The sequence below is a fragment of the Methanofollis tationis genome (genome assembly GCF_013377755.1).
GTDB classification, from domain to species: Archaea; Halobacteriota; Methanomicrobia; order Methanomicrobiales; family Methanofollaceae; genus Methanofollis; species Methanofollis tationis.
This window is the reverse complement of sequence record NZ_JABXWR010000001.1, coordinates 164,767-188,903: the sequence shown is the minus strand read 5'-3', so window position 1 is coordinate 188,903 and position 24,137 is coordinate 164,767. Positions and strand designations below refer to the sequence as shown.

Genomic DNA, 24,137 nt, shown 5'->3' with positions numbered 1-24,137 from the left:
GATATAGGTCATTCGAGTGAAAGAGGAAAATTGACGGGGGGCCACCCCGTCAGAGTCTGTTCGACTTGGTGCTCTTCTTGACCGGCGCATTCTCCTTTGCGGCCGGGGCAGCCTTTCCCGCGGGTGAGGCTTTCTTCTGGTTTTCTTTCGACATAGAAGGTTCACCTCCTTTCCTGATCGGATGATCTCTGGGTCTGCAGGTCAGGGCATAAATCTATCTCTGATATCTCGAAGATCCAGGGAGTATGCCGGAATCCGGAGGATTTAAGGAGGATTTATGGGCCGGTCTGGGGGGCCGGCGCACCGCCCCTTCAGGGTTCGATCTCGATCCCGATCGGGCAGTGGTCTGAGCCCATGACATCGGGGAGGATGAAGGCATCTTTTACCGCCGGGGCGAGGTTGCGGCTCACGAAGAAGTAGTCGATCCGCCACCCGACGTTCCGGTCGCGGGCCCGGGTCTTGAGGTCCCAGTAGGTGTAGTGCCCCCCTTCCCCGGTGAAGAGGCGGAAGGTGTCGACGAGCCCGCTCTCGGTCCAGAGGTCGAGGGCGGCGCGCTCTTCCGGGAGGAACCCGGAAATTTTTGCGTTCTCTTTCGGGCGGGCGAGGTCGATCGCCTGGTGGGCGGTGTTCACGTCGCCGCAGACCACGACCGATTGCCCCTCCTCGATCATGACCCGGACAGAGGAGAGGAAGGCGTCGTAGAACGCCATCTTGTATGCAAGCCTCTCCCCTGATGACTTGCCGTTCGGGAAGTAGATGTCAAAGAGGGTGAACGCCGGGTACTCGGCGATGATGATGCGTCCCTCGTCCCCGAACCGCCCCCCGAAGTCTCTTGTGATAGAAAGGGGCTCTTCGCGGCTGAAGAGGGCGACGCCGCTGTAGCCTTTACGCTTGGCCGAGGAGAAGTAGGCGTGATAGCCCGGAGGGGACTGGATCTCCGGCGGGATCTGCTCCTCCTGCGCCTTTGTCTCCTGGATGCAGAGGATGTCAGGTGATTCCCGACCGAACCATTCGCAGAACCCTTTCTTGTGGACCGATCTGATCCCGTTCACGTTCCAGGAGAGGAGCCTCATCAGAAAGAGTGGGGGCAGGAGGGTAAAAAAAGGAGGGGTTTAGAGTTTGACGCCGCGTTTTCTGAGTTCCTCGGACTTCTTCCGGGAGCACTCCTCGCACCGAAACTCCGGCTCCCTATCGTCGGTCTTGTCGTAGTTCGGCGTCTTTACCAGGCGGTATCCCCGGCAGACCTTACCGCAGTCGACGCAGGCGATGTTGTCCTTTACTTCCCACTGGGCGTCGAGCACTTTCGAGGTGAAGATGAAGCGGTCGACCCAGAAGAAGATGAGACCGCCGATGAGGTTGGCAATGATGGTGGCGATGAGGGCATCCATGGTGGCGAGAATGATGAGCACGCCGGCGAGGATGGGGGTGGAGAGCTGCCACCTGACCAGGTAGAGCCCGTAGCGCTTGAAATTTACATCCATATATCACTATAAAATTTCAGAGCCGGGATGATAAACGTGAGGATGGGGGTAGGCCGCCACCTTCATCTCCCTGGAGTGCGATCTCTCACTACTGCAATGGAACCGGAAAAAGAACTCTGCATTGAGCGGCCGGCGATCTACGTCGGCCTCACCGCGGGGCGCGGCCGCGGCGTCTTTGCCGCACGGGCGTATGCGCCGGGCGAGGAGATCGAGGTCTGCCCGGTGATCGTCTGCGGCGGGGCTGAGGCGGCGACCCTCCTGGACCGGACCGAACTCTTCAACTACTATTTTGCCTGGGGAGAGGGGGACGATGGGTGCGCGATCGCCCTCGGGTTCGGGTCGCTCTACAACCACTCTTACCGTCCAAACGCCGACCACGTGCGCAATTTTGCCGCGGGGACGGTCATGGTCACGGCGTGCCGCCCGATCGCGGCAGGCGAGGAGATCACGATCAACTATATGGGGGAGATCGACTGCAGGGACCCGGTCTGGTTCGAGATGAGAGAAAAAGCGTGAGTGTTTATGCCACGACCTCGGCCGTGACGATCGCAACCTCGGTGCGCGGCCGGTCCTGGCGGCCGGTCGGCACCTTGCCGATGGCATCGACGACGTCCATGCCCGCGATCACCCTGCCGAAGACCGGGTGCTGGCGGTCGAGGTAGTTGTTGTCCACCAGGTTGATGAAGAACTGGGAGCCGCCGGTGTTCGGGCCGGCGTTCGCCATCGAGATCGTGCCGCGGTCGTTCCGGTTGGAGGAGGAGAACTCGTCCCTGATCGCATAGCCGGGTCCGCCCGTGCCGGTGCCGGTCGGGTCGCCGCCCTGGATCATGAAATTCGGGATGACGCGGTGGAAGATGACGCCGTTGTAAAAGCCGTCCTTCACGAGTTTTTCAAAGTTTCCTGCGGTGACCGGCATGTCGCCGTAGAGCTGGATGGTGACGTCTCCCATGGTGGTATGGAGGACGACCTTTGTTCCTTCTGGGTGTGTGTCCATGATGGATCCTCATGATCCAATAGACGGTTTCCATAATAGTCCTTCCCGGCCGCGGGTTTTTTGTGGGGGGCCGACAGAGAGGGCAGGGTATGGGTATGAGCGGCGAAGAGGCCGACCGGCGGGCGGCCGAGCGGGAGATGATGGTGGCGGCGTTCCTCAAGAACCTCAGCCACGAGCGCCCCGAGTACCGCTGGGGTGCTGCCGACGCCCTCGGCAGGATCGGCGACGAGCGTGCGGTCGAGCCCCTGATCGCGGCGATGAAGGACCCCGACCCCCGTGTCAGAAAAAAAGCAGCATGGGCGCTCGGTCAGATCGGCGACATACGGGGCCAGCGCCCCCTGCTGGAGGCGATCCGGGACGAGGACGACGATGTCAGGGAGATCGCCTCTGAGGCGTACGATATCCTGAAAAAGAAGGTCTTCGGGGGCGGATAACGAGGACAGGATCCGACGAAAGAAACTCCTTTTAGCATGGCGGTGGACTTCATACAGAATGATCGAGAAGATGACCCCGGCCATGCGGCAGTTCTATTCGATGAAGGAGAAACATCCGGACTGCATCATTTTTTTCCGCATGGGCGACTTTTACGAGACGTTCGGCGATGACGCAGGGGTCGTCTCACGGGAGCTCGATATCGTGCTGACGGCACGCGGCAAGGACCGGGAGGGCGAGAGGATGCCCCTCGCCGGCGTCCCGTACCATGCGGCCGAGACCTATATCGCGCGCCTGGTCTCGAAGGGCTACCGGGTCGCCGTCTGCGAGCAGATCGAGGACCCGAAGAAGGCGAAGGGGATCGTCAAGCGCGACGTGGTCAGGGTGATCACGCCGGGCACGGTGATCGACGCCTCGATGATCGCCTCGCCGGGAGCGCGCTACCTGATGGCCCTCTGCCCTGACGGTCCGAAATTCGGGCTCGCATTCCTGGACATCTCAACCGGAGAATTTTTCGTGGAGGAGTGCGCCGGCGACCGGGACTTCTCCGCCGTCCTCTCTGAGGTGGAGCGCTACCGCCCGCAGGAGTGCATCGTCGGCCCGGCCCTGCCTGACGGCCTGGAGGGGCGCCTTGCCGACCTGGAGGTGCTCGTCACCCGGTTCCGCGAGGACGCCTTCGCCGAAAACGCCGCCAAAGACCTCCTCCTCGGCCACTTCGGGGCGCTCTCCCTCGACGGCTACGGGTGCGCCGGACTCGACGCTGCCGTCAGGGCTGCCGGGGCCGCCCTCGCCTATGCGACCGAGACGCAGTACTCGGCCCTCTCCCATATCACGGGCCTATCAGTCAGGGCGCCGGCCGACCGGATGATGCTGGATGCGATCACCCTGCGAAACCTCGAGATCACCGAGACGATCCGGGGTGAGGGGAAGGAGGGCACCCTCCTCCATGTCCTCGACCGCACCAGGACGGCGATGGGGAGCCGGACCCTCCGCAGCCACCTCGTCAACCCCCTCATCTCGGCGGCGCGGATCGACGCCCGCCTCGACGCCGTCGACTACCTCTGCCGGAATACGGCGGTGCGCACCGACCTGCGGGATCTCCTCAGGCAATGCGCCGACATCGAGCGGATCGCCGGCAGGATCGCCTACGGCAACGCAACCCCGCGCGACCTGGTCACCCTCGCCGCCTCGCTCGGGTGCGTCGCCGGGATCAGGGGCCTCTTCCCCGAAGAGGCGCCCGCCGAGATCACGGACGCCCTCGGCCGCCTCGGCGACTTTGCCGGGGTGATCGACCTCATCGACCGGGCGATCGCCGAGGATCCCCCGGCCAGCCTGAAGAACGGCGGAGCGATCAGGGAGGGCTACAGCGCCGAACTCGACGACCTGCACCGGCTCTCCGGCTCAGGGCGGACGTGGATCGCCGAGTTCCAGCAGACAGAGCGGGAGCGGACCGGGATCAAGTCGCTGAAGGTGAAGTACAACCGCGTCTTCGGCTACACCATCGAGATCACGAAGCCGAACCTCCACCTGGTGCCTGACGATTACGACCGCCGGCAGACGACGGCCAACGGCGAGCGGTTCACGACGCCGGCCCTGAAAGAGAAGGAGGCCCTCATCGCCAGCGCCGACGAGCGTCTCCTCTCCCTTGAGGCCGAACTCTTCGCCGGCCTCCTCGGCACGCTCGCCGCTTCGGTCGCCGCCTTCCAGGAGACCGCACGGGCGGTGGGCGTCCTCGACCTCCACGCCGCCCTCGCCGACGTCGCCCTCAGGAACGCCTACGTCCGCCCCGAACTCTACGACGGCCTCAAGACGGTCATCAGGGACGGGCGCCACCCGGTCGTCGAGGAGAAGACCGCCGGGACGTTCATCCCCAACGACACCCTCCTCGATAGCGAGGGCGACCAGATCCTCATCATCACCGGGGCGAACATGGCCGGCAAGTCCACCTATATGCGGGCCGTCGCCCTGATCACCGTCATGGCCCAGATGGGGAGTTTCGTGCCGGCCTCCTATGCCTCGATCGGCCTCGTGGACCGCGTCTTCACCCGCGTCGGGGCCTCGGACGACCTCTCGAGCGGGCGGAGCACCTTCATGGTCGAGATGCAGGAACTCGCCAACATCCTCAACAACGTCACCGAGCAAAGCCTCGTGGTCCTGGACGAGATCGGGCGGGGGACCAGCACGATCGACGGGTATTCGATCGCAAAGGCCGTGCTCGAGTACCTCCACGGCAGCAGGGGCAAAGGGCCCAGGACCCTGTTCGCCACGCACTTCCACCAGTTAATCGACGTGGAGGGCTCGTTGAAGCGCGTGAAAAATTACCATTTCGCCGTCAAGGAGACCGGGTCGGACGTGGTGTTCCTCAGAAAGATCATCCCAGGCGCCACCGACAAGAGTTACGGCATCCATGTCGCCCGCCTCGCGGGCGTGCCGGCGAAGGTGACCCAGCGGGCCGAGAAGATCCTGCAGGAGACCGCCGACGCCGTATCGTCTCCCGACGCGAAGGGGCGGCGCTACACCCAGATGCTCCTGATCAGCGACAGCCCGGTGACGCGGCAAAGCCCGGTCGTCGAGGAACTCAAGAAACTCGACCCCGACACCCTGACGCCGCGGACCGCCCTCGAGAAGATCTATGACCTCAAACGGATTGCAGGGGAGGAGGGGCGATGAACGGGACGACGATCCAGGTGCTGGACGAGCGGACGGTGAACCAGATCGCCGCCGGCGAGGTGGTGGAGCGCCCGGCCTCGGTGGTGAAGGAGCTTGTGGAGAACGCGATCGACGCCGGCGCCCGCCTGGTCCGGGTGGAGGTGACCTCGGAGAGAAACCACGTCACCGCCGTCAGGGTGGTCGACGACGGCGCCGGGATGGGGCGGGCCGACGCCGTCCTCGCCTTTAAAGAGCACGCCACCAGCAAGATTAGCCGGATCGACGACCTCGACCGGGTGCTCACCCTGGGCTTCAGGGGGGAGGCCCTGCCGAGCATCGCCTCGGTCTCAGACGTCACCCTGGTCACGCGGCGGCGGGGCGGCGGCGAGATCGCCGGGACGAGGGTGGCGATCCGGGGCGGGAACGCTCCAGAGGTCGCGGAGGTCGGGGCGCCCGAGGGGACGAGCGTGGAGGTGCGCGACCTCTTCTTCAACACCCCGGCGCGGCGGAAGTTCCTCAAGTCCCTCCACACCGAACTCGCCCATATCCACGGGGTGATCGAGAGGACGGCCCTCGCCCGCCCGGAGATCTCGTTCCGCCTCCTGCACAACGGCCGGGAGCGGATCGCCACCCATGCCACCGATGACCTGAAGGAAACGGTCGCCTCCCTCTTCGGGACGGCCGTGGCAAAGGATCTCGTCCCGGTCTCCCTCAAAACCCCTCTCGTCCAGGTCGCCGGCTATATCTCGACGCCGGCGCTCTCGCGGGCCGACCCGTACCAGGTCTTCCTCTCCATCAACGCCCGCCCCATCTCCTCCCTCCAGATCGTGCGGGCGATCAAGGAGGGATACGGCACCCTCCTCCCGAAGGACCGCTTCCCGGTCGCCTTCCTCAGCATCGGGATCAACGGCGACCTCGTCGACGTCAACGTACACCCGACGAAAAAACTCGTGCGGCTCAGCCACGAGAAGGAGATCTACGGGGCGATCGCCGGCGCCGTCCGCACCGCCCTCGGCGGGAAGGACCTCAGCGCCGCCGGCGCAAAGCCCGTCTTCCCGGTCTTCTCCCTCCCTGCACAGCCGCCCCGGATCCCGGCCGCCGGCGTGGCCGAGAGCCGCGCCCCGTTCACCCTCACCGACCGGCGGCTGCGGCAGAGCGAACTGCCCCTCGCGGGCGCCGAGCGAAACCTCCTCCCGGAGATCGAGGTGATCGGCCAGCTGGATGCGATGTACATCGTCGGCTCGGCAGAGGGGCGCTCCCTGGTCGTCATCGACCAGCACGCTGCCCACGAGCGCGTCCTCTATGAGCAGGCGCAGGAAAAGGCCGGCCCGGGATCGCAGGAGCTGATCGTCCCGGTGCTGGTCACCTTCTCGCCGCAGGAGTCCGAACTGGCGCGGGAGGCCCTCCCGGCCCTTGCAGAGGAGGGCTTTGTCCTCGAAGAGTTCGGCCCCTCGACCTATGCGGTGAACGCCATCCCGGTGGTGCTCGGGAAACTCGAGGAGCCCGAGGTGATCAGGGACCTGGTCTCCGCCCTGGTCAGGGAGAGCCCGGCCGACCCGGTGGGGAAGCGGGAGGCGGTGCTCAGAAGGGTCGCCTGCCGGGGGGCGATCAAGGCGGGCGACCGCCTCTCCCCCGAACAGATGCGCCGCCTCCTTGACCAGCTCGCCCGGACGAAAAACCCCTATACCTGCCCGCACGGGCGCCCGACGATCGTCACCTTCTCCCCTGACGAACTGGCGGCGATGTTCCGGCGGACGTGAGGGGGGCCCACCGGCATCAGGGCACCGATCGACCGCCTTCCCCGCTCTGGGGCTCTGCCCCGCTGAGCAGATTGGACCGGGAAGGCAGCACAGGAGCTGGAATGGCCACTCCCATCTCTCCTCCCAATCGCAATCGGCAGGGGGTCCGGGGGGCTGCAGGCCCCCGGTATCAGGGCAGCGATCCTCTTTTTCGATCGCAGAGCACCGACCGACCGCCTTCCCCACGCTGCCTGCCGGGGACTCTGCCCCCGGACCCCCGCATGCGATTGGGGTGGGAAGGCCAGGGCGAAGTCCAGAAGAGGAGGTCTGCCGTCCTGCACCAATCGCAATGGGCGGGGGGCCCGGGGGGCTGCAGGCCCCCCGCCACCGGCATGCCGATCCTCCTTCCCGAACACAGCGCACCGATCGACCGCCTTCCCCGCGCTGCCGCCCTGGGGCTCTGCCCCGCTGAGCGGATTGGGCCGGGAAGGCAGCAGAGGAATCCGAATGGATCACTGCCATCTCCCCCGATCACAGGTCTGCGGGGCAGCAGGCCGATCAAAATTGTCCCCTGGCGCAAGAGGCCCCGAAAAAAAAGAGTATCAGGAGATGGTCAGCGTCCCGGCGACCCGCAGGTTCCCGCCCTCGAGGTAGGTGACGACCGCCTTCGACCCCGGGAGGTACACCAGTTCCTTCTCCATCTCCAGGGTGACCTGACCGCCAGACGCCGAGACGACCCGGGAGGGCTCGAACTGCATCCAGTGTCCGATATGGAGGACCATGCCCTCGGTGATCGGGGCCTTCCAGAAGGGCACCAGGTCGAGGCGGCCGCTGATCGCCGTCGTGCTCCGCAGCGAGGAGTCGTTGGAGAGCACATAGCCGCGGCTGAGTTCCTCCGCCTCGACGCTCTTGAGGGCGAGGCCCACCCGGTCGCCGGTATCCGCATCCTCGAAATCGTCGTCGTGCTTCTGGATGGACCTGACGAGGGCGGTCTTTCCGATCGGGTGCACCTTCAGGCTGTCATGCTTCTTGAGGTGTCCATCGGCCACACAGCCCAGGATGACGGTCCCGATCCCGCGCACATTGAAGAAATGGTCGATCGGGACGATGCAGGTCTTCTTCCGGTCGGCGAGCGAGCGCTCGATGCCGATCTGGTGGGCGGCGTCGAGGAGGCGATCGCGCAGGGCGATTGCATCGTCCTCCATGCACTCGTAGCCCTCCAGCACGGTGCCCTTCAGGAGGGGCCTGATCTGGTCGGGCGAGATATAGTTCCTGAGGACCAGGTAGCCCCGGCCGATCCCTGCGGCCTGAAGCATCAGGAGGCACTCGCCGAAGGTCGCGTTGAGGGCGTCCACGACGACGATCGCCGCGTCGGCCAGCGATGCGGCATAGAAGAGCGGGGCCAGGCGCTCGGGGTATCGGGTCGGCTCGATAAAGGTGACCGTGTCTGCGCCTTTTTTCAGGTTGTAAAAGGTGATGTCGGTGCTCGTCCCCATCTTGCCGAGGTCCTTTGCATACCCTGCGGGGCCCATTACCGCCACAGTGAGGTTTGCCATAGTGGTTATCTATTGGCGGAAGAGCGGGATAATGCTTCTTCAGTGCGGTGCGGACGATAGATGTTTATAGGGACTCTCCAGATCAGGGATACAGGAATGGCCCGGCGGCTGAGTGAAGCAGAAGGGTATGCGCTTCTTGCGAAATACGGCATTCGAGTGCCGAAGCACGAGATTCCAGCGAGCCGGGCCGATGCCGGGGCGATCGCGGAGAGGATCGGCTACCCGGTCGTGCTCAAGGTCGTCTCCCCGGATATCGTCCACAAATCCGATGTTGGCGGGGTGATAACCGGGATAAAGGGCCGGAACGAGGCCGAAAATGCTTACGACGCTATCCTCGCCTCGGTTGCCGCCGCAGCGCCGGGCGCCGGGATCGACGGCGTGATCGTCGAGGAGGAACTCCCGCAGGGCCTCGAGTTCATCGTCGGCGGGACGACCGACCCGGCCTTCGGCAGGGTGATCGCCGTCGGCGCCGGCGGAGTGCTCGTCGAACTCCTGGGCGACACCACCTTCGCCCTCGCCCCGGTCTCGGGAGAGCGAATCAGGGAGATGGTCCGAGGCCTGAAGGCCTACCCCCTGGTCCGCGGCTACCGCGGGAGCCCCCCCCTCGACGAGGAGGCCCTGGTGGAGGCGGTGCTGGCGGCATCCCGCCTCTTTACGGGGGAAGAGATCGGGGAGTTCGACATCAACCCCCTGATCCTCTACGAGGAAGGGGCCTGCGCCGTCGATGCCCGGTTCATCGCCGGTGAGACGCCCGAGGTCCCGCGTGAGGAGCGGGCCCCCTTTACCCTCCCGGCGCCCGGCGGCATCGCCATCGTCGGGGCGTCCTCCGACCCGGCAAAGATCGGGTATGCGATTCTGCGAAACCTCCTCCACTTCAGGGGCCAGGTCTTCCCGGTTAACCCGAAGTACGCGAGGGTCATCGGCGTTCCCGCATACCCCTCGGTCAGGGAGATCCCGGGTGAGGTGGAGATGGCGGTGATCGCCGTCCCGGCACCCCTCGTCCCCGGAATCGTCGAGGAGTGCGGGGAGCGCGGGATCGGTCTCGCCGTCATCGTCTCGGCGGGCTTCAGGGAGACGGGCGACGAAGGGCGGAGGCTCGAGGAGGAGGTGATCAGGGCTGCACGGGCGCACGGCGTCCGGGTGCTCGGCCCCAACTGCCTCGGGCTCATGCTCCCCCACCTCGGCATCAACGCCACCTTCGATCCTATCTCGCCAAAACCCGGGCATATCGGGTTCCTCTCCCAGAGCGGGGCGGTGATCACCACGGTGGCAGACTGGAGCGTCCAGGCCGGCGTGGGGTTCTCGGCGGTCGTCAGCGTCGGGAACCAGGCAGACCTCGGCTTCCCCGACCTCCTCCAGGCGGTCGCCGGCGACCCGGCGACGCGGGCGGTGATCCTGTACGTCGAGGAGATCAGGGACGGCAGGCGTTTTTATGAAGCGGCGCGAGAGGTGACCGCACGCCTCCCGGTGATCGCCGTCAAGTCCGGGGCGTCGGAGAGGGGAAAGGCGGCCGCCTCCTCCCATACCGGGTCCCTCGCGGGCTCGCATGCGGTCTATGCGGCGGCGTTTCGGGAGGCCGGCGTGATCCTGGCTGAGTCGCTCGAAGAGGCCTTCCAGGTCGGCGAACTCCTCGCCTCAGAGGGGTATCCGGGCGGGGACCGGTGCGTCGTGATCTCCGGGGCCGGCGGGTTTGCCGTGCTCGCATCCGACTATGCGGAAAAATACGGCGTCTCGCTCCCCACGCTCCCCGACGAGATCTGCCGCGACCTCGATGCCTTCCTCCCGCCGCTCTGGAACCGCGCAAACCCGATGGACATCATCGGCGACGGCGGGGCCGGGCGCTACGCGAAGGTCTTCGACGTCATGATCGAGCACCAGGAGGCATGGGACATCGCCGTCGTCGTCACCGTCCCCTCGGCCGTCCTCAATCCCGTGGAGATCGCCCACGAGATCGTCAGGTTCTCGAAGAAAACCGGGAAGATGGTGGTCCCCTCCCTCCTGGGCGGGGAGAGCATGGCGGCGGCGGTGCGGATCCTCAAGGACAACTGCCTCCCCAACTTCCCCGAGATCGAGGACGCCTTCAGGGCGATCGGGAGCGCCCTGACCATACCCGGGGGGAAGAGAGAGAAAACTCCGGCATGCGACGGAGAAGAGGAGGAAAGATGACCGGCGCGGTGATGAAGCGATCCCAGAAAGCAGGCCTCCCGCCGGGATCGCTCGTCTACGTCGGCGACGAGGCGGCCGCCCGGACGACGATCGATGTGATCGACTACACCCAGGAGCAGATCGATGAAATATCGGTCCTCAATGCCGGGGATCTCGCCGCATACCGCGACCGCGACACAGTCACCTGGATCAATGTCACGGGCCTCCACGAGGTCGGCGTCATCGAGAAAACCGGCGAGATCTTCGGACTCCACCCCCTCATCCTGGAGGACATCTTAAACACCGAACAGCGGCCGAAGATGGAGGAATACGACGAGACGATCTACGTCGTCATGAAGATGATCGGCTATCTCGAGGACGGAAAGGTGGTGGACGAGCAGATCAGCCTTGTCCTCGGCGATCGTTATGTGATCTCGTTCCAGGAAAGGCCCGGTGACGTCTTCGATCCGGTGTGCGAGCGGATCCGGTCGCCGAAATGGCGGGCACGGCAACGCGGTGCCGATTACCTCGCCTACGCCCTCATCGACACCATCGTCGACGAATATTTTCATGTTATAGAGAGGTTCGGCGAGCGGATCGAGGCGGTCGACGACCTGATCATCGCCGATCCCGATCCGAAGACGATCCGCTCCATCAGGGAACTCAGGCGGGAACTGATCTTTCTCAGAAAAAGCGTCTGGCCGATGAGAGAAGTTATTTCCGGGCTTGAAAGGAGCGATTCTACCCTGATTACGCACCAGACCCGCCTGTACCTCAGGGACGTGTATGACCATACCATCCAGGTGATCGACACCCTCGAGACCTACCGGGACATGGCGGCCGGCATGCTCGACATCTACCTCTCCAGCGCGAGCAACCGGATGAACGAGGTGATGAAGGTGCTCACGATCATCGCCACCATCTTCATCCCGCTCAGCTTCATCGCCGGTGTCTTCGGCATGAACTTTCAGCATATGCCCGAACTGGAATGGGGCTACGGCTACCCCGCCTCCCTTGCCCTGATGGCCGGGGTTGCCCTTGTGCTGCTCATCTATTTCAGGCGAAAACGATGGATCTGAGGTGAAAAGAGGGATCATGAAGAAAATACTGATCAATGCGCGAAAGGAGGACTACGAAAATCTTCTCCCCCTCTTCGAAGGGGTCTACCATGTGATCGTCCACGAGGACGACGTCTACCAGGTCAAACTCTTCGTGCCAGACAGCGACCTCGACGCCTTCATTGAGCGGATAAAACCCGTGATCGACCTGCGCTACCGGGAAAACCTCATCGAGGTTCTCTCCCCTGATTTTGTCATCTCGCCGTACCTGAAGAGGGCCGAGGAGAAGACGAAAGCCCCTGAAAAGACGCCTATAGAGGAACTCCTCGACACCACAAAACCCTACCAGAAGTTCGATGCCGGAAAGGTGGTTCTCACCTCGATCGCCGGCATCATCGCCCTCACCGGCCTCTTCCTCAACAACGTGGCGATCATCATCGGCGCCATGCTCCTCTCCCCTATACTCGGACCCATCTACGGGTTTGCGATCAACATGGCGATCGGGAAGGTGCGCGACGGTATGCGGAGCATCGGCGTTCTTGCAGGGCTGCTCGCCTGTGTCTTCGCCCTCTCTGCCCTGACCACGTTCGCCCTCAACCTCGTCACGCCCCTCGCCATCACCTCGGAGATCCTCTCCCGGACCGAGGTGAGCCCGATCTACATCTTCATGGCAGTCCTGCTGGGGTTCGCATCGGTGCTCGCCCTCGCGCGCGGGATGTCCGACCTGATCGCCGGCGTCGCCATCGCCGCCGCCCTCCTCCCGCCGACGGCGGTGATGGGGATCGCCCTTGCCATGATGCACCCCTACCTCCTCCCCTCGACGGTGCTCGTCCTGGAGAACGTCATCGGGATGATGGCCGGGGCGCTGATCGCGACCCTCACCCTCAGGATAGGCCCGCGGGAGTATTACGAGCAGGTCGCCGCCCGCCGGTTCATTACGAGAACGGTGCTCTTGATCGTCGTCCTTGCCGCCCTCCTCCTCGCCATCAGCATGTTTCTTGCCCCTTCGATCTGAGGGGAGCCTGGGGGTCAGGTGCTTCCCCTGGACCCCCTGCCGCTTGCGATTGAGGGGAGGATGGCAGAGATCCTCTTCTGGTTCTCGCCCTGGCCTTCCCGGTCCAATCGCATGCGGGGGTCCGGGGGTGCAACCCCTGGCGGGCAGCGTGAGGAAGGCGGTCGATCGTCGCCCTGCGATCGGAAAGGAGGATCGGTGCCTCGATGCCGGGGCGCCTGCCACCCCATAAACCTGCAATTGGGGCAGGGACGGGCGAACCACCCCGGTAGTGTTTCAGATCTTCTGTAATTCGTCTGAGCCCTGTCTCCTTGTTTGATCATTCCCCCTCCATCGTCAAATATCTTCTGCCGGTCACCCACTCCTCATTGATGTCCATCAGGATGGATCCTGCCAGCCTGAGGAGTGACTCTTCATTGGGAAAGGCCCCTACAACTTTGGTTCTCCGTTTCAGTTCCTTGTTGACTCTTTCCATCATGTTCGTCGTTCGGATCCGCTTTGCGTGCTCTTTCGGGAACGCCGTGTAACTCATAAGTCCCGGGATGAATCTCTCGATCGTATTGGCCGCTTTCCGATATCCTCGTTCGTTCAGATCATCTGCAAGCTGCTGAAGTCTTTCCTCGTCCCCATATGCCTCCTTCAAGGACTCAGCAACTTCTTTCTGATGTTTCCGTGGAATATTCTTTAAAACCGCCCGGGTGCAATGGACCGAGCACATCTGCCACGATGCGCCGAGGAAGGCGGCTTCCGCCGCCTTCTGGATCCCGGCATGACCATCTGAGACAACCATCTTGACACCCACCAATCCTCGTTCTTTGAGGTCTTCGAACAATCCCGACCAGAACATCTCATTTTCACAATCAGTGATTCTGGCTCCCAGGATTTCCCGGTAGCCATCCATTCGAACACCGGCGATCACCAGAAGAGCTTTGGTGATGTACCGTGGTCCCTCTCTGACTTTGTAGTACGAAGCATCCACAAAGAGATAGGGAATCTCCTGTTCAATCGGCCTCTGAAGGAATGCATGGACCTGTTCATCGAGGTCCTTTGCTATCCTGGATACTGAAGCAGGAGAGAGTTGTTCGATGCCAAAATGAGCAACAATCTCCTGGATCCGGCGGGTTGAGACTCCCTGAAGGTAGGATTCAAAGATAGCATTCTCAAGAGCCTTCTCAACCCGGGAATAGCGTCCAAATACCTGTGTTTCGAAGGGAAATTCTCGGAACTGCGGTTTCTGGAGGATCGTTTCTCCATATCGGGTTTTCAGAGATCGCTTCTTGTAGCCGTTTCGGTGAGCCTTCCGCGCATCGGTTCGTTCATACTGCTCGGCTCCCGCCTGGTGGAGGGCTTCGAGCAGCATCACCTGGTTGAGGAACCAGGTGATGAGGGTCTTCATGCCATTCTCATTATCGGAAAGATAATCTTCGATTAACGCTAAGGGATCCATGGCCCTGTTTCTCCTTTGTCCAAATCTAGGTTGGATTCAGGGCCAAATTATTTTTACAGAAGATTCGTTACACTGTCACCACCCCGGCATGCCCATCCCGCATTTTTCATCGACCGGTGCTCCGCCCTCCCCGTCCTCGCATGTCCGGGTCAATCGTGCGCGGGGTCCGGGGGTGCAACCCCCGGGCAGAGCCAGACTTCGCGATTATGTAAGAGTTCCAGAAAACCGATTAGACCCCTGCCGGGGACCTGCCACCCCACAGAACTGCGATCGGGGGAGATGGCGGTGATCCATTCGGACTCCTTGTGCTGCCGTCCCGGTCCAATCGTATGCGGGGGTCCGGGGGCAGAGCCCCCGGCAGGCAGCGTAGGGAAGGCGGTTGATCGGTGCGCTGCGATCGAAAAAGAGGATCGCCGCCCTGATACCGGGGGGCCTGCAGCCCCCCGGACCCCCTGCCGATTGCGATTGGAGCAGGACAGCAGACCTCCTCTTCTGGACTTCGCCCTGGCCTTCCCACCCCAATCGCATACAGGGGTCCGGGGGCAGAGTCCCGGGGCGCAAAGATAAGAGAAGGCGACCGGATCACGCTCGCACCCGGAAATGGTGAGAACTTCTACACGGCCAAAAAAAGAGGGGGAAGGGCCTTCAGCTGATGTCCACCCGCTCGCCGGTGGCCATGTAATGGATCTTCTCGGCCATGGCGCAGCAGTGGTCGCCGCAGCGTTCGAGATAGCGGGCGATCATCACGTAGTCCATGCACCGGCTGATATTGCGCGGGTCTTCCATCATGTAGGTGATCCCCTCCCTGAAGACCGAGTAGCGGAGATCGTCGACACGGTCGTCCCTTTCAGAGAAATCCGAGATCCGGGCGACATTTCCCGACCGGTAGGCCTCCAGGGTGTCGTCGATCATCGAGAAGACGAGCTCTGCCATATGGGGGAGGTTGAGCATCCGGCCGAGGTGGCCCGAGGCGGCGAAGTCAGGGACGAGGATGGCAACATCTTTCCCGTATCTCCCGATCCGGTAGAAGGCCGTGTTCATCTTGAGGGTGCAGATGATCGTCCGCAGGTCCTGCGCCATCGGCTGATAGCGGGCGATGAGGGTAAGTAACCGTTCGTCGAAATAATCCGACCGTTCGGAGAGGTATTTTTTCCTGGTGTTGACATCGGCCGCAAGGTCGACGTTGCTCGTCTTCAGGGCTTCAAAGGCGTCCTTCAGCATCAGGGTCGAGAAGGCGCTGTATTCACAAAACTCGCGTCTCAGTTCCCTCAGTTCTTCATGAAATTTCTCGCTCATCTGGTCACCTTCAGCCGAACCGGCCGGTCACATAGTTCTCGGTCAACTGTTCGCGGGGCGCCTCGAAGATCTGGTCGGTCTCGCCGAACTCGATCAGTTTCCCCAGATACATAAACCCGGTGTAATCGCTCGCGCGCGCCGCCTGCTGCATGTTGTGCGTCACCATGATCACGGTATAATGTTTCTTGAGTTCTTCGACGAGGTCCTCGATCTTTGCAGTGGCGATCGGGTCGAGGGCCGAGCAGGGCTCGTCCATCAGGATCACCTCGGGCTCGACGGCCAGGGTCCGGGCGATGCAGAGGCGCTGCTGCTGCCCGCCCGAGAGCCCGAGCGCCGAGGCGTGGAGGCGGTCCTTCACCTCGTCCCAGAGGGCGGCGTCTTTCAGGCTCTTCTCCACGATCACATCGAGGGTTTTTTTGTCCCTGATGCCATGGACCCGCGGGCCGTAGGCGACGTTCTCGTAGATCGATTTCGGGAAGGGGTTGGGTTTCTGGAAGACCATCCCGATGCGTTTTCTGATCTCGACGACGTCGGTTCTGGGAGAGACGATATCCTCACCGTCGAAGAGGATCTCCCCCTCGACCCGCACGTTGTCGACGAGGTCGTTCATCCGGTTCAGGCACCGGATCAGGGTGGACTTCCCGCACCCGGACGGCCCGATCAGGGCGGTCACCCGGTTGCGCGCGAAGGAGATGTCGATCTCCTGGAGGGCGTGGTTATCCCCGTAATAGAGGTTGAGGCCTTTTGTGCTGATGATGGCTGCTTCTGTCGTCATATTCACCACCTGATGTTCTTCTGGTAGCGGCTCCTGATACCGATGGCGACGGCGTAGATCGCCACCACCAGGATGAGGAGCACAAGCGCGGTGCCGTACTGGTTTTTCGTCGCTCCCGGGACGTTTGTCGCCAGGACAAAGAGGTGATAGGGGAGGGCCATCACCGGTTCGGAGACCGAGGTCGGGAGGAACCGTTTGGAGAATACTGCTGCTGTAAAGAGGATCGGCGCTGTCTCGCCTGCGGCCCGGCCGATGGAGAGGATTGTCCCGGTGAGGATGCCCGGAACGGCCGGCGGGAGAACGACCCGGCTGATCGTCTGCCATTTCGTCGCCCCGAGGGCGAGGCTTCCCTCCCTAACCGAGACCGGGACGCTCTTCAACGCCTCCTCGGTCGTCCTGATGATCGTCGGGAGGATCATGAGCCCGAGGGTGATCATGCCGGCGAGGAGGGAGACGCCGAAGTTGAGGAAGATTACCAGGAAGGCAAAGCCGAAGAGACCGAAGACGATTGAGGGCATGCCGTTGAGGAGGTCGATCCCGGTCCTGATGATGTCGGTGATCCGGTTGCCCCCCCGCGTGTATTCGGAGAGGTAGATCGCCGCCCCGATGCCGATGGGCAGGGCAAAGGCGATCGCCCCGCCGACGAGGTAGAGCGTGCCGACGATGGCCGGGAAGATCCCGCCGGCCCGGCCGAGGTCGCGGGGCGGCTGGGTGAGAAACTCCCAGGTCAGCGCCGGGAGGCCGTTGACGATGATGTAGAGGAGGATGATTCCAAGGACACAGAGGACGGCGGCGATCGCCCCCCAGAGAAGGGAGAAGGCGATCTTCTGCGAGACCTTCGGGGAGACACGGTCTTTTGCAACGAGCAGCACCGCCAGGGATGCGAGGACGGCGAGGGCCGTGATGGGCGGGAAGAGGACAAACACAAGGACGGCTGCCATGAGCGCCAGACCTGCGCGGACCGCCATGCCGCTGTTTGCAGGCAGGAGGGGTGTGCGTCCGGAGCCCTCAGCGCCATGCGTCGACCTGATGTGTTTGAGGATAGCAACGGCCGCGAGGTTCACGATCAGGGTGATGGCGAGGAGGACGACGGCGACGGCGAAGAGGGCGCTGTAATGCATGCTCCCGACGGCGACCTCTCCCATCTCGATGCCCAGGGTGCCGGTGAGGGTTCTGACCGGGGAGAGGACGTTGGTGATGGGATCGGGGATGACGGCTGCATTGCCGCAGACCATGATCACGGCCATCGTCTCGCCGATCGCACGGCCCATGCCGAGAATGACCGCTGCCGTGATCCCGGAGATTGCCGAGGGGACAAGCACGCGGCTGATCGTCTGCCAGTGGGTGGCGCCGAGGGCGAGCGACCCCTCCTTGAACATCCGGGGGACCATGTTCAGGGCGTCCTCAGAGACCGAGATGATCGTCGGGAGGGCCATGATCCCGAGCAGGATCGAGCCTGCAAGCCAGCTCTCGCCGGAAGGAACGTCAAAGGTGACGCGGAGCCAGTCGGTCAGGATGATCAGCCCGAAAAAGCCGTAGACCACCGACGGGATTCCGGCCAGCAGTTCGATCGCCGGTTTTGCTGCGGCCTTCACCTTCGGCGGCGCCAGCTCCGAGAGATAGACGGCGCTCGCAAGCCCGAGCGGGACGGCGATCGCCATTGCCCCCAGGGTGACGAGAAGGGTGCCGACGATGAGGGAGAAGACGCCGTACGACGGTGTTGCCCCGGTCGGGTTCCAGGTGCTCTCGGTGATCAGGTCCAGGACGCCGACGGTCTGGAAGAGGGGGATGGAATCCCTTACCAGGAAGAATATGATGAAAAATACGCTGAGAACGGCAAACGAAGCGGTCGCGAACCAGAGGCTCCGGATGAGTATGTCCTTCTGCCTGCGCATACAGAATCCAGACGGAGAACTCTCAGATGATAATGCCCGAATCTCTTCTGACATCATTGTTCACCACAGGAAAGAGGGAAAAATGGTTGTCTGAAGGCCGGGTGTGGAGACCGGCCGGTTCAGATGCTCTCCGGATGCCTCCTGATTCGACTCTTCAGGCTGAGACAAAGCCTTCCTCTTCAACGATCTTCTGGCCGGCAGGGCTCAGGATGTAGTCGAGGTAGTCCTTCGAGAGGCCGGATGCCTCGCCCTTCGTGAACATGTTGAGGGTTCGGGCGATCGGGTAGTCGCCGCTGGTGACGGTCTCGATCGACGGTTCGACAGACTTGCCGTCCGCATCGATCTTCAGCGCCTTCACCGTGGCGTCGAGGTAGCCGAGGCCCACGTAGCCGATAGAGCCCGGCGTCTGGGCGACGGTCTGTTTCACTGCGCCGTTGGAGTTCTTCTCGAGCTGGGTGCTGACATAGTCGGCCTTTTCCATGACCTTCTCAGAGAAGAATTCGCGGGTGCCCGAGGAGCTGTCGCGGCCGATGACGACGATCGTCATGTCAGAACCGCCAAGTTCTTTCCAGTTCTTTGTCTCGCCAGTGTAGATCGCCTTGATCTGCTCGATGGTGAGGGAGTTCACGGCGACGGCCGGGTTGACGATGACGGCGATGCCGTCACGGGCGACGACGTACTGGACAAGGTCGGGGTACTTCTCCTTCTCAGCAGCCTTGAGGTCGCGGGAGGCCATGCCGATGTCAGCGGTCCCCTCACAGACGGCCTGGACACCGGCGCCGGAGCCGCCGCCGCTGACCTGGATGTCGGCATAGGCGTTGGCGTCCATGTAGGACTCTGCCGCCTTCTGGGCGATCGGGAGGACCGTCGTCGAACCAGTGACCGAGATGCTCTGCACGGACGGGGCGGTCGTGGGGGTCGGAGTCGTTTCGCCGCCGTTGCCGACACACCCGGTGAAGAGGGTGGCAAGGACGAGGAGCGCCATGACCGGCGCGACAAGGAATCTGAAGTATTTACTCTCCAATGGATTTCACCATATGAATGTCGTCAGACAGGGTTATAATCCGATTCGAATTATACTATTTGTCAGAATATAATTCATAGAAAGTATATGTCGATATAGAGAGAAAAGTTAAATATATATCAATATGTAAACACAATACAATATCATGGAAATCCGGAAAGTCCAGATCACCGGCGGGTCATCCTATATTGTCTCCCTCCCGAAGGAGTGGATAAAGGCCTCCAGGATCGGGAAAAATGATCCTGTCGGTCTGATCGTTCAGCCTGACGGCACCCTTCTTGTCACGCCGAAGATCGATATGGAGGCGGTGCAGAGAAAGAAAGAGTTGCAGGTGAACGCAACCACCGACCAGACCTATATTCTCCGGTGCCTTATCGGGGCGTACATCTCGGGCTATACGACGATCGTCCTCTCTGCAGCGGGGCGCCTGCCGCCGTCCATTCGATTGCGCGTGAGGGAATTCACCCAGATGGCGATCGGGCAGGAGGTCGTGGAGGAGACCGAGACCTCGATCACGATCAAGGACCTGCTGAACCCCTCTGAGATGCCGTTCCAGAATACGATCAGGAGAATGGCCGTCATCGTAAAAGCGATGCAGCAGGACGGGATCGAGGCGCTGAGGAGCGGGAATGTCGCACTTGCCGGGGATGTCGTCGCGCGCGACAACGACGTCGACCGCCTCCAGTGGCTCGTCGCCAGGCAGTGCAACCTCCTGATGGCCGATGCGAACCTCGCCAGGAAGATGGGGATCAGCCCCCAGATGGCGATGAACTATTTCCTGATCTCACGGATCATCGAGCGTATCGGGGACCACGGGACGCGGATCGCAAAGAACGCGATCGAGTTCCACCAGGAGGGCTCGAAGGGGGAGGTGGTCGAGATGATCGGCACGGCAAGCGCCACCGCCTCGATGATCTTCGACCGGGCGATGGGGGCGATGTTCGGTCAGGACCTGGAGGGGGCCAATGCCACGATCGAATGCGTCGAGGATCTCGAGGTGCAGGCGAGGGCGATCAACCGGGAGGCGCTGAAATTCGACGCGGCGACGGCGACGGCGATTGTGTCTATATCGGACAGTATCCGGAGAATCGGAGAATATTCAGGGGATATCTGCGAGAACATCATCAACAATCTGGTCAACGAGGTATGAATCACGCGGGATAAGATAAAATATCAGATACGCTGTATCTTCCCCGATGAATATGACTGGAAATGGCGGCGTGGTGGAAGTCTCGGACACCACCTGGGAGCGTGCGATCGAGCGGGGGACGCTCCCCGCGGTGGTGATGTTTTACAGCGAAACGTGCCCGTTCTGCAAGCAGATAGAGCCGTATTTCAGGCAGTTCGCCGGGGATTTCGGGGAGAAACTCCTCTTCGCCAGGCTGAATGTCTCTGAAAACCCCTGGACCATCGAACGCTATGCGGTGCGCCAGACGCCCACCTTTAAGTTCTTCTGCACGGGAAAACCGGTGCAGGAAATCATCGGAGCGGCGTTTCCGGCACTTCTCAAGAGAAATATCGAGGAGTTTCTCAAGCACGGGGAAGGGTGCGCCCGGAGCAGCACCGAGATCGATGACGAGATCACCGGGTATGGATAGGCGAAAGGCCGATGGATGATCCGACCTCTCCAGAGGCGAGGGGAAGAACAAAAATTGAATAGATTGAATAAAAAATGGAGATTAAATATCCATTCATTCTATTGGGCCCGGGGTAAAAATAGATAATATTAAATATTATTAAATTTAACCAGTATGTAGGAGGATACAACCGTCTCAGGCGACACGTCCCCCCCGTAAACATGTGTCTTTTTTCTGAGACGATCTGTCCCTCCCTTTTGTGATATTCCTGATATGAAACGTCAAGCGATCATGTCTGCTCCATGACGATCGATCTTCTCCCACGAATAGATCGCTTCTCCGTCAGCACCTCAGGCACCGGTCAGGACGAGAGATCCTCACTCGCTATCCTGGTGAACTTCTTTTATCTTTCCCATTCGCCTGCATCCATAAGCCCAAAGAAGAAGAACGGGCACCGCCTCCGAAAGATATCATTATATAGTAGTTCATGCTGTATTGGTTCTCGGGGGACACATGAAAGGCCTTATTCTCTCCGGCGGGCATGGCGTCAGACTGAGACCGCTGACCTATTCACAGCAGAAACAACTGATTCCCATCGCCAACAAACCGATCCTCTTCTACTGCATCCAGGATCTCATCGACGCCGGCATCCACTCGATCGGCATCGTTGTGGGGCCGAACAAGGAGCAGGTGATCAGCGAGGTGACGGCGCAGGACTGGGACGCCGAGTTCGAGTTTATCACCCAGGACAGACCGGGAGGGCTGGCCCATGCGGTAAAAATATCGCAGCAGTTCCTCGGGAGCGACCGGTTCGTCATGTACCTCGGGGACAACATCCTTCTCGGCGGGATTAAATCTTTCGTGGATGATTTCAGGAGGTCTGATGCGAAAGCCAGCCTGCTCCTGACAAAAGTCGATCACCCGGAACAATACGGGGTCGCCCTCGTCGACGAGCAGAAGAAGGTGATCCTCCAGCTCCTTGAAAAGCCGAAAAACCCTCCGTCAAACCTCTGTATTGTCGGCATCTACTGCCTGACGCCCGAGATCTTCGAGGCGATCGAGAGCATCAAACCCTCGTGGCGGGGAGAACTGGAGATCACCGACGCTCTCCACTGGCTGATCCTTCAGGGCCGACCGGTGACCTATGACCTCGTCAGCGGGTGGTGGAAAGACACCGGGAAACCTGAAGACCTCATCGATGCGAACCGCCTTGTCCTCGACGCCCTGCCCGGCATGAACGGGAACGGGGCATGCCTGGAGAACGTCGAGAACAGCACGGTATCTGGAAGATGCAGGATCGGCAAAAACACGGTAATCAAGGACGGTTCGGTCATCAGGGGCCCGGTGATCATCGGCGATGACTGTGTCATATCAAATACCTATCTTGGCCCGTACACCAGCATCGGCAATGGTTCGTTCCTGTCCAATACCGAGATCGAGGATTCCATCATCATGGAAGGGTCGGCGATCTCCAATACCGAACGGATCGTCGAGAGCCTCATCGGGAAGAACGTCACCATCGCAAGAGACGGCCGCCTTCCTGCAGGAAAGAAGTTTGTGATCGGAGACAACTCGAACGTGACCATTTAAACCGGAGGAAAAAATCCATGAAAATCGTTATTACCGGCGGCGCCGGATTTATCGGCTGTAATTTTGTCAGGCACATGCTTGAGCGCCACCCTGAGAGCGAGATCGTCGTGCTGGACAAACTCACCTATGCGGGGAGAATGGAGAACCTGGAGGATGTTTTAGACCGGATCACCTTCATCCAGGGGGATATCTGTTCGAAGGACGACGTGAACCGGATCGGCGACTGCGACCTCCTCTTCAACTTCGCCGCCGAGACGCACGTGGACCGGTCGATCAACGACGCCGGCGTCTTCGTCCGCACCGACGTGATCGGGACGCACACCCTGCTCGAGCACGCCCGGACCCATGAAGTCGGGCGGTTTGTCCAGATCAGCACCGACGAGGTCTACGGGAGCGTGGCATCGGGATATTCAAAGGAGGGCGATCGCATGCAGCCCTCGTCCCCGTATTCGGCGAGCAAGGCCGGGGCCGAGATGCTTGTTGCGGCATATGCGACGACCTACGGCCTCGACACGGTGATCACGCGGAGCTCCAACAACTTCGGCCCGTACCAGTTCCCTGAAAAACTGATCCCGGTGATGATCCTGCGGGCGCTCCAGGACCGGACCCTGCCCATCTACGGCAACGGGATGAACGTGCGCGACTGGATCTACGTGACCGACAACTGCGAGGGGGTCGCCGTCGCCGGTGAACAGGGGCGATCGGGCGAGGCGTACAATATCGGCGGGGGGAATGAGCGGACCAATCTGGAGATCGTCCGCACGATCCTCTCGATCCTCAAAAAACCCGGGTCCCTCATCGAGTACGTGGCCGATAGGCCCGGCCATGATATGCGATATGCCCTCGACTGCTCGAAGATGCGGGAGCTGGGGTGGCGGCCCAGGCACCGGTTCATGGACGCCATCGAGTTGACCTGCGCCTGGTATGCGCAGAACCGCACCTGGTATGCGCCGCTCCTTGCAACGGTATCCTGACACTTTTTTTGGCTCTTCGCTCCTTTGTGTGGGTAGCCATGACACCGCCATCTGGCTCCCCTCAGGCGACCCGGGGAAATCATATATGAAAGACCGCTATTTTTAGAGGCGGAGCGTGTTGTGGGAAGAAAAAGCAGGTGATCTACGTGCCGGTGCCGGGGGCCTCCAGCCCCATAGACCTGCGATCGGGGGTATGGGGGTGCCTCCTCTTCTCGACGTCGTCCTGACCTTCCCGGTCCAATCGCACGCGGGGGTCCGGGGGTGCCCTGGCGGGCAGCCCGGGGAAGGCAGTGGACCGGTACGCCAGGATGTGGAACGAACCTGAACCTGGCATGCCTGGGACTGACCTGAGGGAGAGGATCATCTCGGCATTACCCCCATTGAACAGCGAAGAGCCTTTTTTTTCAAGGGGGGATCGGCGACCAAAGATCCCGCCCCTCCTCCGCGGTGACGGTCCTGATGAGATACAAATACGTCCTCCCGCATCCAAGAT

20 protein-coding genes are annotated in these 24,137 nt (G+C 61.7%); 11 read left to right on the top strand and 9 right to left on the bottom strand.

Translation table 11 applies throughout. The annotated features are described in order from the left end of the window. Nucleotides 1-311 precede the first annotated feature (311 nt). Both HWN36_RS00860 and HWN36_RS00855 read right to left on the bottom strand, forming a co-directional pair. Nucleotides 312-1,073 carry an exodeoxyribonuclease III gene (locus HWN36_RS00860; RefSeq protein WP_176787447.1) on the bottom strand — a complete coding sequence of 254 codons (762 nt, stop codon included), beginning with the start codon at nt 1,071-1,073 and terminating at the stop codon, nt 312-314. Nucleotides 1,074-1,112: 39 nt separating this feature from the next. Next, the gene (locus HWN36_RS00855) at nt 1,113-1,481 is read right to left on the bottom strand and encodes a hypothetical protein (protein ID WP_176787446.1); all 369 of its coding nucleotides are present in this window, start codon (nt 1,479-1,481) and stop codon (nt 1,113-1,115) included. 96 nt (nt 1,482-1,577) lie between these two features. Here HWN36_RS00855 and HWN36_RS00850 point away from each other — a divergent pair, with 96 nt between their 5' ends. Beyond that, nucleotides 1,578-1,997 carry an SET domain-containing protein gene (locus HWN36_RS00850; protein ID WP_246269803.1) on the top strand — a complete coding sequence of 140 codons (420 nt, stop codon included), beginning with the start codon at nt 1,578-1,580 and terminating at the stop codon, nt 1,995-1,997. Between the two features lie 4 nt (nt 1,998-2,001). Here HWN36_RS00850 and HWN36_RS00845 read toward each other — a convergent pair whose 3' ends face one another. After that, a complete protein-coding gene (locus tag HWN36_RS00845; protein ID WP_176787444.1) occupies nt 2,002-2,475 on the bottom strand; it encodes a peptidylprolyl isomerase in 474 nt (157 codons plus the stop codon). A gap of 95 nt (nt 2,476-2,570) precedes the next feature. Between HWN36_RS00845 and HWN36_RS00840 the strand changes: the two genes are divergently transcribed. From HWN36_RS00840 to mutL, 3 genes are read left to right on the top strand one after another with little or no spacing between them, the layout of a single operon-like run. Further along, entirely contained in the window at nt 2,571-2,909 is a 339-nt protein-coding gene (locus HWN36_RS00840; protein ID WP_246269802.1) for a HEAT repeat domain-containing protein, read from the top strand. A gap of 58 nt (nt 2,910-2,967) precedes the next feature. Continuing rightward, nucleotides 2,968-5,577, top strand: coding sequence for a DNA mismatch repair protein MutS (mutS, locus tag HWN36_RS00835; RefSeq protein WP_176787443.1), 2,610 nt, complete (start codon nt 2,968-2,970; stop codon nt 5,575-5,577). Further along, a complete protein-coding gene (mutL, locus tag HWN36_RS00830) occupies nt 5,574-7,316 on the top strand; it encodes a DNA mismatch repair endonuclease MutL (protein WP_176787442.1) in 1,743 nt (580 codons plus the stop codon). The genes mutS and mutL overlap by 4 nt, the downstream gene beginning before the upstream one ends. Nucleotides 7,317-7,897: 581 nt before the next feature. Here mutL and HWN36_RS00825 read toward each other — a convergent pair. Beyond that, nucleotides 7,898-8,851 (bottom strand): EF-Tu/IF-2/RF-3 family GTPase, encoded by a 954-nt coding sequence (locus tag HWN36_RS00825; RefSeq protein WP_176787441.1) that lies wholly within the window; start codon nt 8,849-8,851, stop codon nt 7,898-7,900. Between the two features lie 96 nt (nt 8,852-8,947). Here HWN36_RS00825 and HWN36_RS00820 point away from each other — a divergent pair, with 96 nt between their 5' ends. From HWN36_RS00820 to HWN36_RS00810, 3 genes are read left to right on the top strand one after another with little or no spacing between them, the layout of a single operon-like run. Beyond that, nucleotides 8,948-11,017, top strand: coding sequence for an acetate--CoA ligase family protein (locus tag HWN36_RS00820; RefSeq protein ID WP_176787440.1), 2,070 nt, complete (start codon nt 8,948-8,950; stop codon nt 11,015-11,017). Continuing rightward, on the top strand, nt 11,014-12,075 hold the full coding sequence (gene corA / locus HWN36_RS00815; RefSeq protein WP_176787439.1) for a magnesium/cobalt transporter CorA: 1,062 nt from the start codon (nt 11,014-11,016) through the stop codon (nt 12,073-12,075). Before HWN36_RS00820 ends, corA begins: the two co-directional genes overlap by 4 nt. Before the next feature lie 16 nt (nt 12,076-12,091). Further along, nucleotides 12,092-13,069, top strand: coding sequence for a TIGR00341 family protein (locus tag HWN36_RS00810; protein ID WP_176787438.1), 978 nt, complete (start codon nt 12,092-12,094; stop codon nt 13,067-13,069). Between the two features lie 316 nt (nt 13,070-13,385). Here the strand turns inward: HWN36_RS00810 and HWN36_RS00805 are convergent, their stop codons facing one another. The 5 genes from HWN36_RS00805 to HWN36_RS00785 all read right to left on the bottom strand — a co-directional run bounded on the left by HWN36_RS00805 (nt 13,386) and on the right by HWN36_RS00785 (nt 19,464). Further along, complete coding sequence (locus tag HWN36_RS00805; protein ID WP_176787304.1) at nt 13,386-14,513, bottom strand: IS256 family transposase; 1,128 nt, start codon at nt 14,511-14,513, stop codon at nt 13,386-13,388. A gap of 645 nt (nt 14,514-15,158) precedes the next feature. Continuing rightward, nucleotides 15,159-15,809: a phosphate signaling complex protein PhoU gene (gene phoU / locus HWN36_RS00800; RefSeq protein WP_176787437.1), complete on the bottom strand. Its 651-nt coding sequence runs from the start codon at nt 15,807-15,809 to the stop codon at nt 15,159-15,161. 10 nt (nt 15,810-15,819) lie between these two features. Then, on the bottom strand, nt 15,820-16,584 hold the full coding sequence (gene pstB / locus HWN36_RS00795; RefSeq protein ID WP_176787436.1) for a phosphate ABC transporter ATP-binding protein PstB: 765 nt from the start codon (nt 16,582-16,584) through the stop codon (nt 15,820-15,822). Nucleotides 16,585-16,586: 2 nt separating this feature from the next. Then, nucleotides 16,587-18,479, bottom strand: coding sequence for a phosphate ABC transporter permease subunit PstC (pstC, locus tag HWN36_RS00790; RefSeq protein WP_176787435.1), 1,893 nt, complete (start codon nt 18,477-18,479; stop codon nt 16,587-16,589). A 154-nt stretch (nt 18,480-18,633) separates the two neighbouring features. Further along, nucleotides 18,634-19,464, bottom strand: coding sequence for a phosphate ABC transporter substrate-binding protein (locus HWN36_RS00785; protein WP_176789533.1), 831 nt, complete (start codon nt 19,462-19,464; stop codon nt 18,634-18,636). A 184-nt stretch (nt 19,465-19,648) separates the two neighbouring features. Between HWN36_RS00785 and HWN36_RS00780 the strand changes: the two genes are divergently transcribed. The 4 genes from HWN36_RS00780 to rfbB all read left to right on the top strand — a co-directional run bounded on the left by HWN36_RS00780 (nt 19,649) and on the right by rfbB (nt 23,644). Beyond that, entirely contained in the window at nt 19,649-20,653 is a 1,005-nt protein-coding gene (locus tag HWN36_RS00780; protein ID WP_176787434.1) for a phosphate signaling complex PhoU family protein, read from the top strand. A 52-nt stretch (nt 20,654-20,705) separates the two neighbouring features. Continuing rightward, nucleotides 20,706-21,101, top strand: coding sequence for a thioredoxin family protein (locus tag HWN36_RS00775; protein ID WP_246269801.1), 396 nt, complete (start codon nt 20,706-20,708; stop codon nt 21,099-21,101). Between the two features lie 492 nt (nt 21,102-21,593). Continuing rightward, entirely contained in the window at nt 21,594-22,670 is a 1,077-nt protein-coding gene (locus HWN36_RS00770; protein WP_176787432.1) for a glucose-1-phosphate thymidylyltransferase, read from the top strand. A gap of 17 nt (nt 22,671-22,687) precedes the next feature. Further along, nucleotides 22,688-23,644 carry a dTDP-glucose 4,6-dehydratase gene (gene rfbB, locus HWN36_RS00765; protein ID WP_176787431.1) on the top strand — a complete coding sequence of 319 codons (957 nt, stop codon included), beginning with the start codon at nt 22,688-22,690 and terminating at the stop codon, nt 23,642-23,644. The last annotated feature ends 493 nt before the right edge of the window (nt 23,645-24,137 follow it).

What these genes read in the sequence shown, in the direction of transcription:
- HWN36_RS00860 (WP_176787447.1), bottom strand. Translation starts at nt 1,073, where the DNA reads ATGAGGCTCCTCTCCTGGAACGTGAACGGGATCAGATCGGTCCACAAG.
- HWN36_RS00855 (WP_176787446.1), bottom strand. Translation starts at nt 1,481, where the DNA reads ATGGATGTAAATTTCAAGCGCTACGGGCTCTACCTGGTCAGGTGGCAG.
- HWN36_RS00850 (WP_246269803.1), top strand. Translation starts at nt 1,578, where the DNA reads ATGGAACCGGAAAAAGAACTCTGCATTGAGCGGCCGGCGATCTACGTC.
- HWN36_RS00845 (WP_176787444.1), bottom strand. Translation starts at nt 2,475, where the DNA reads ATGGACACACACCCAGAAGGAACAAAGGTCGTCCTCCATACCACCATG.
- HWN36_RS00840 (WP_246269802.1), top strand. Translation starts at nt 2,571, where the DNA reads ATGAGCGGCGAAGAGGCCGACCGGCGGGCGGCCGAGCGGGAGATGATG.
- mutS (WP_176787443.1), top strand. Translation starts at nt 2,968, where the DNA reads ATGATCGAGAAGATGACCCCGGCCATGCGGCAGTTCTATTCGATGAAG.
- mutL (WP_176787442.1), top strand. Translation starts at nt 5,574, where the DNA reads ATGAACGGGACGACGATCCAGGTGCTGGACGAGCGGACGGTGAACCAG.
- HWN36_RS00825 (WP_176787441.1), bottom strand. Translation starts at nt 8,851, where the DNA reads ATGGCAAACCTCACTGTGGCGGTAATGGGCCCCGCAGGGTATGCAAAG.
- HWN36_RS00820 (WP_176787440.1), top strand. Translation starts at nt 8,948, where the DNA reads ATGGCCCGGCGGCTGAGTGAAGCAGAAGGGTATGCGCTTCTTGCGAAA.
- corA (WP_176787439.1), top strand. Translation starts at nt 11,014, where the DNA reads ATGACCGGCGCGGTGATGAAGCGATCCCAGAAAGCAGGCCTCCCGCCG.
- HWN36_RS00810 (WP_176787438.1), top strand. Translation starts at nt 12,092, where the DNA reads ATGAAGAAAATACTGATCAATGCGCGAAAGGAGGACTACGAAAATCTT.
- HWN36_RS00805 (WP_176787304.1), bottom strand. Translation starts at nt 14,513, where the DNA reads ATGGATCCCTTAGCGTTAATCGAAGATTATCTTTCCGATAATGAGAAT.
- phoU (WP_176787437.1), bottom strand. Translation starts at nt 15,809, where the DNA reads ATGAGCGAGAAATTTCATGAAGAACTGAGGGAACTGAGACGCGAGTTT.
- pstB (WP_176787436.1), bottom strand. Translation starts at nt 16,584, where the DNA reads ATGACGACAGAAGCAGCCATCATCAGCACAAAAGGCCTCAACCTCTAT.
- pstC (WP_176787435.1), bottom strand. Translation starts at nt 18,479, where the DNA reads ATGCGCAGGCAGAAGGACATACTCATCCGGAGCCTCTGGTTCGCGACC.
- HWN36_RS00785 (WP_176789533.1), bottom strand. Translation starts at nt 19,464, where the DNA reads ATGGCGCTCCTCGTCCTTGCCACCCTCTTCACCGGGTGTGTCGGCAAC.
- HWN36_RS00780 (WP_176787434.1), top strand. Translation starts at nt 19,649, where the DNA reads ATGGAAATCCGGAAAGTCCAGATCACCGGCGGGTCATCCTATATTGTC.
- HWN36_RS00775 (WP_246269801.1), top strand. Translation starts at nt 20,706, where the DNA reads ATGACTGGAAATGGCGGCGTGGTGGAAGTCTCGGACACCACCTGGGAG.
- HWN36_RS00770 (WP_176787432.1), top strand. Translation starts at nt 21,594, where the DNA reads ATGAAAGGCCTTATTCTCTCCGGCGGGCATGGCGTCAGACTGAGACCG.
- rfbB (WP_176787431.1), top strand. Translation starts at nt 22,688, where the DNA reads ATGAAAATCGTTATTACCGGCGGCGCCGGATTTATCGGCTGTAATTTT.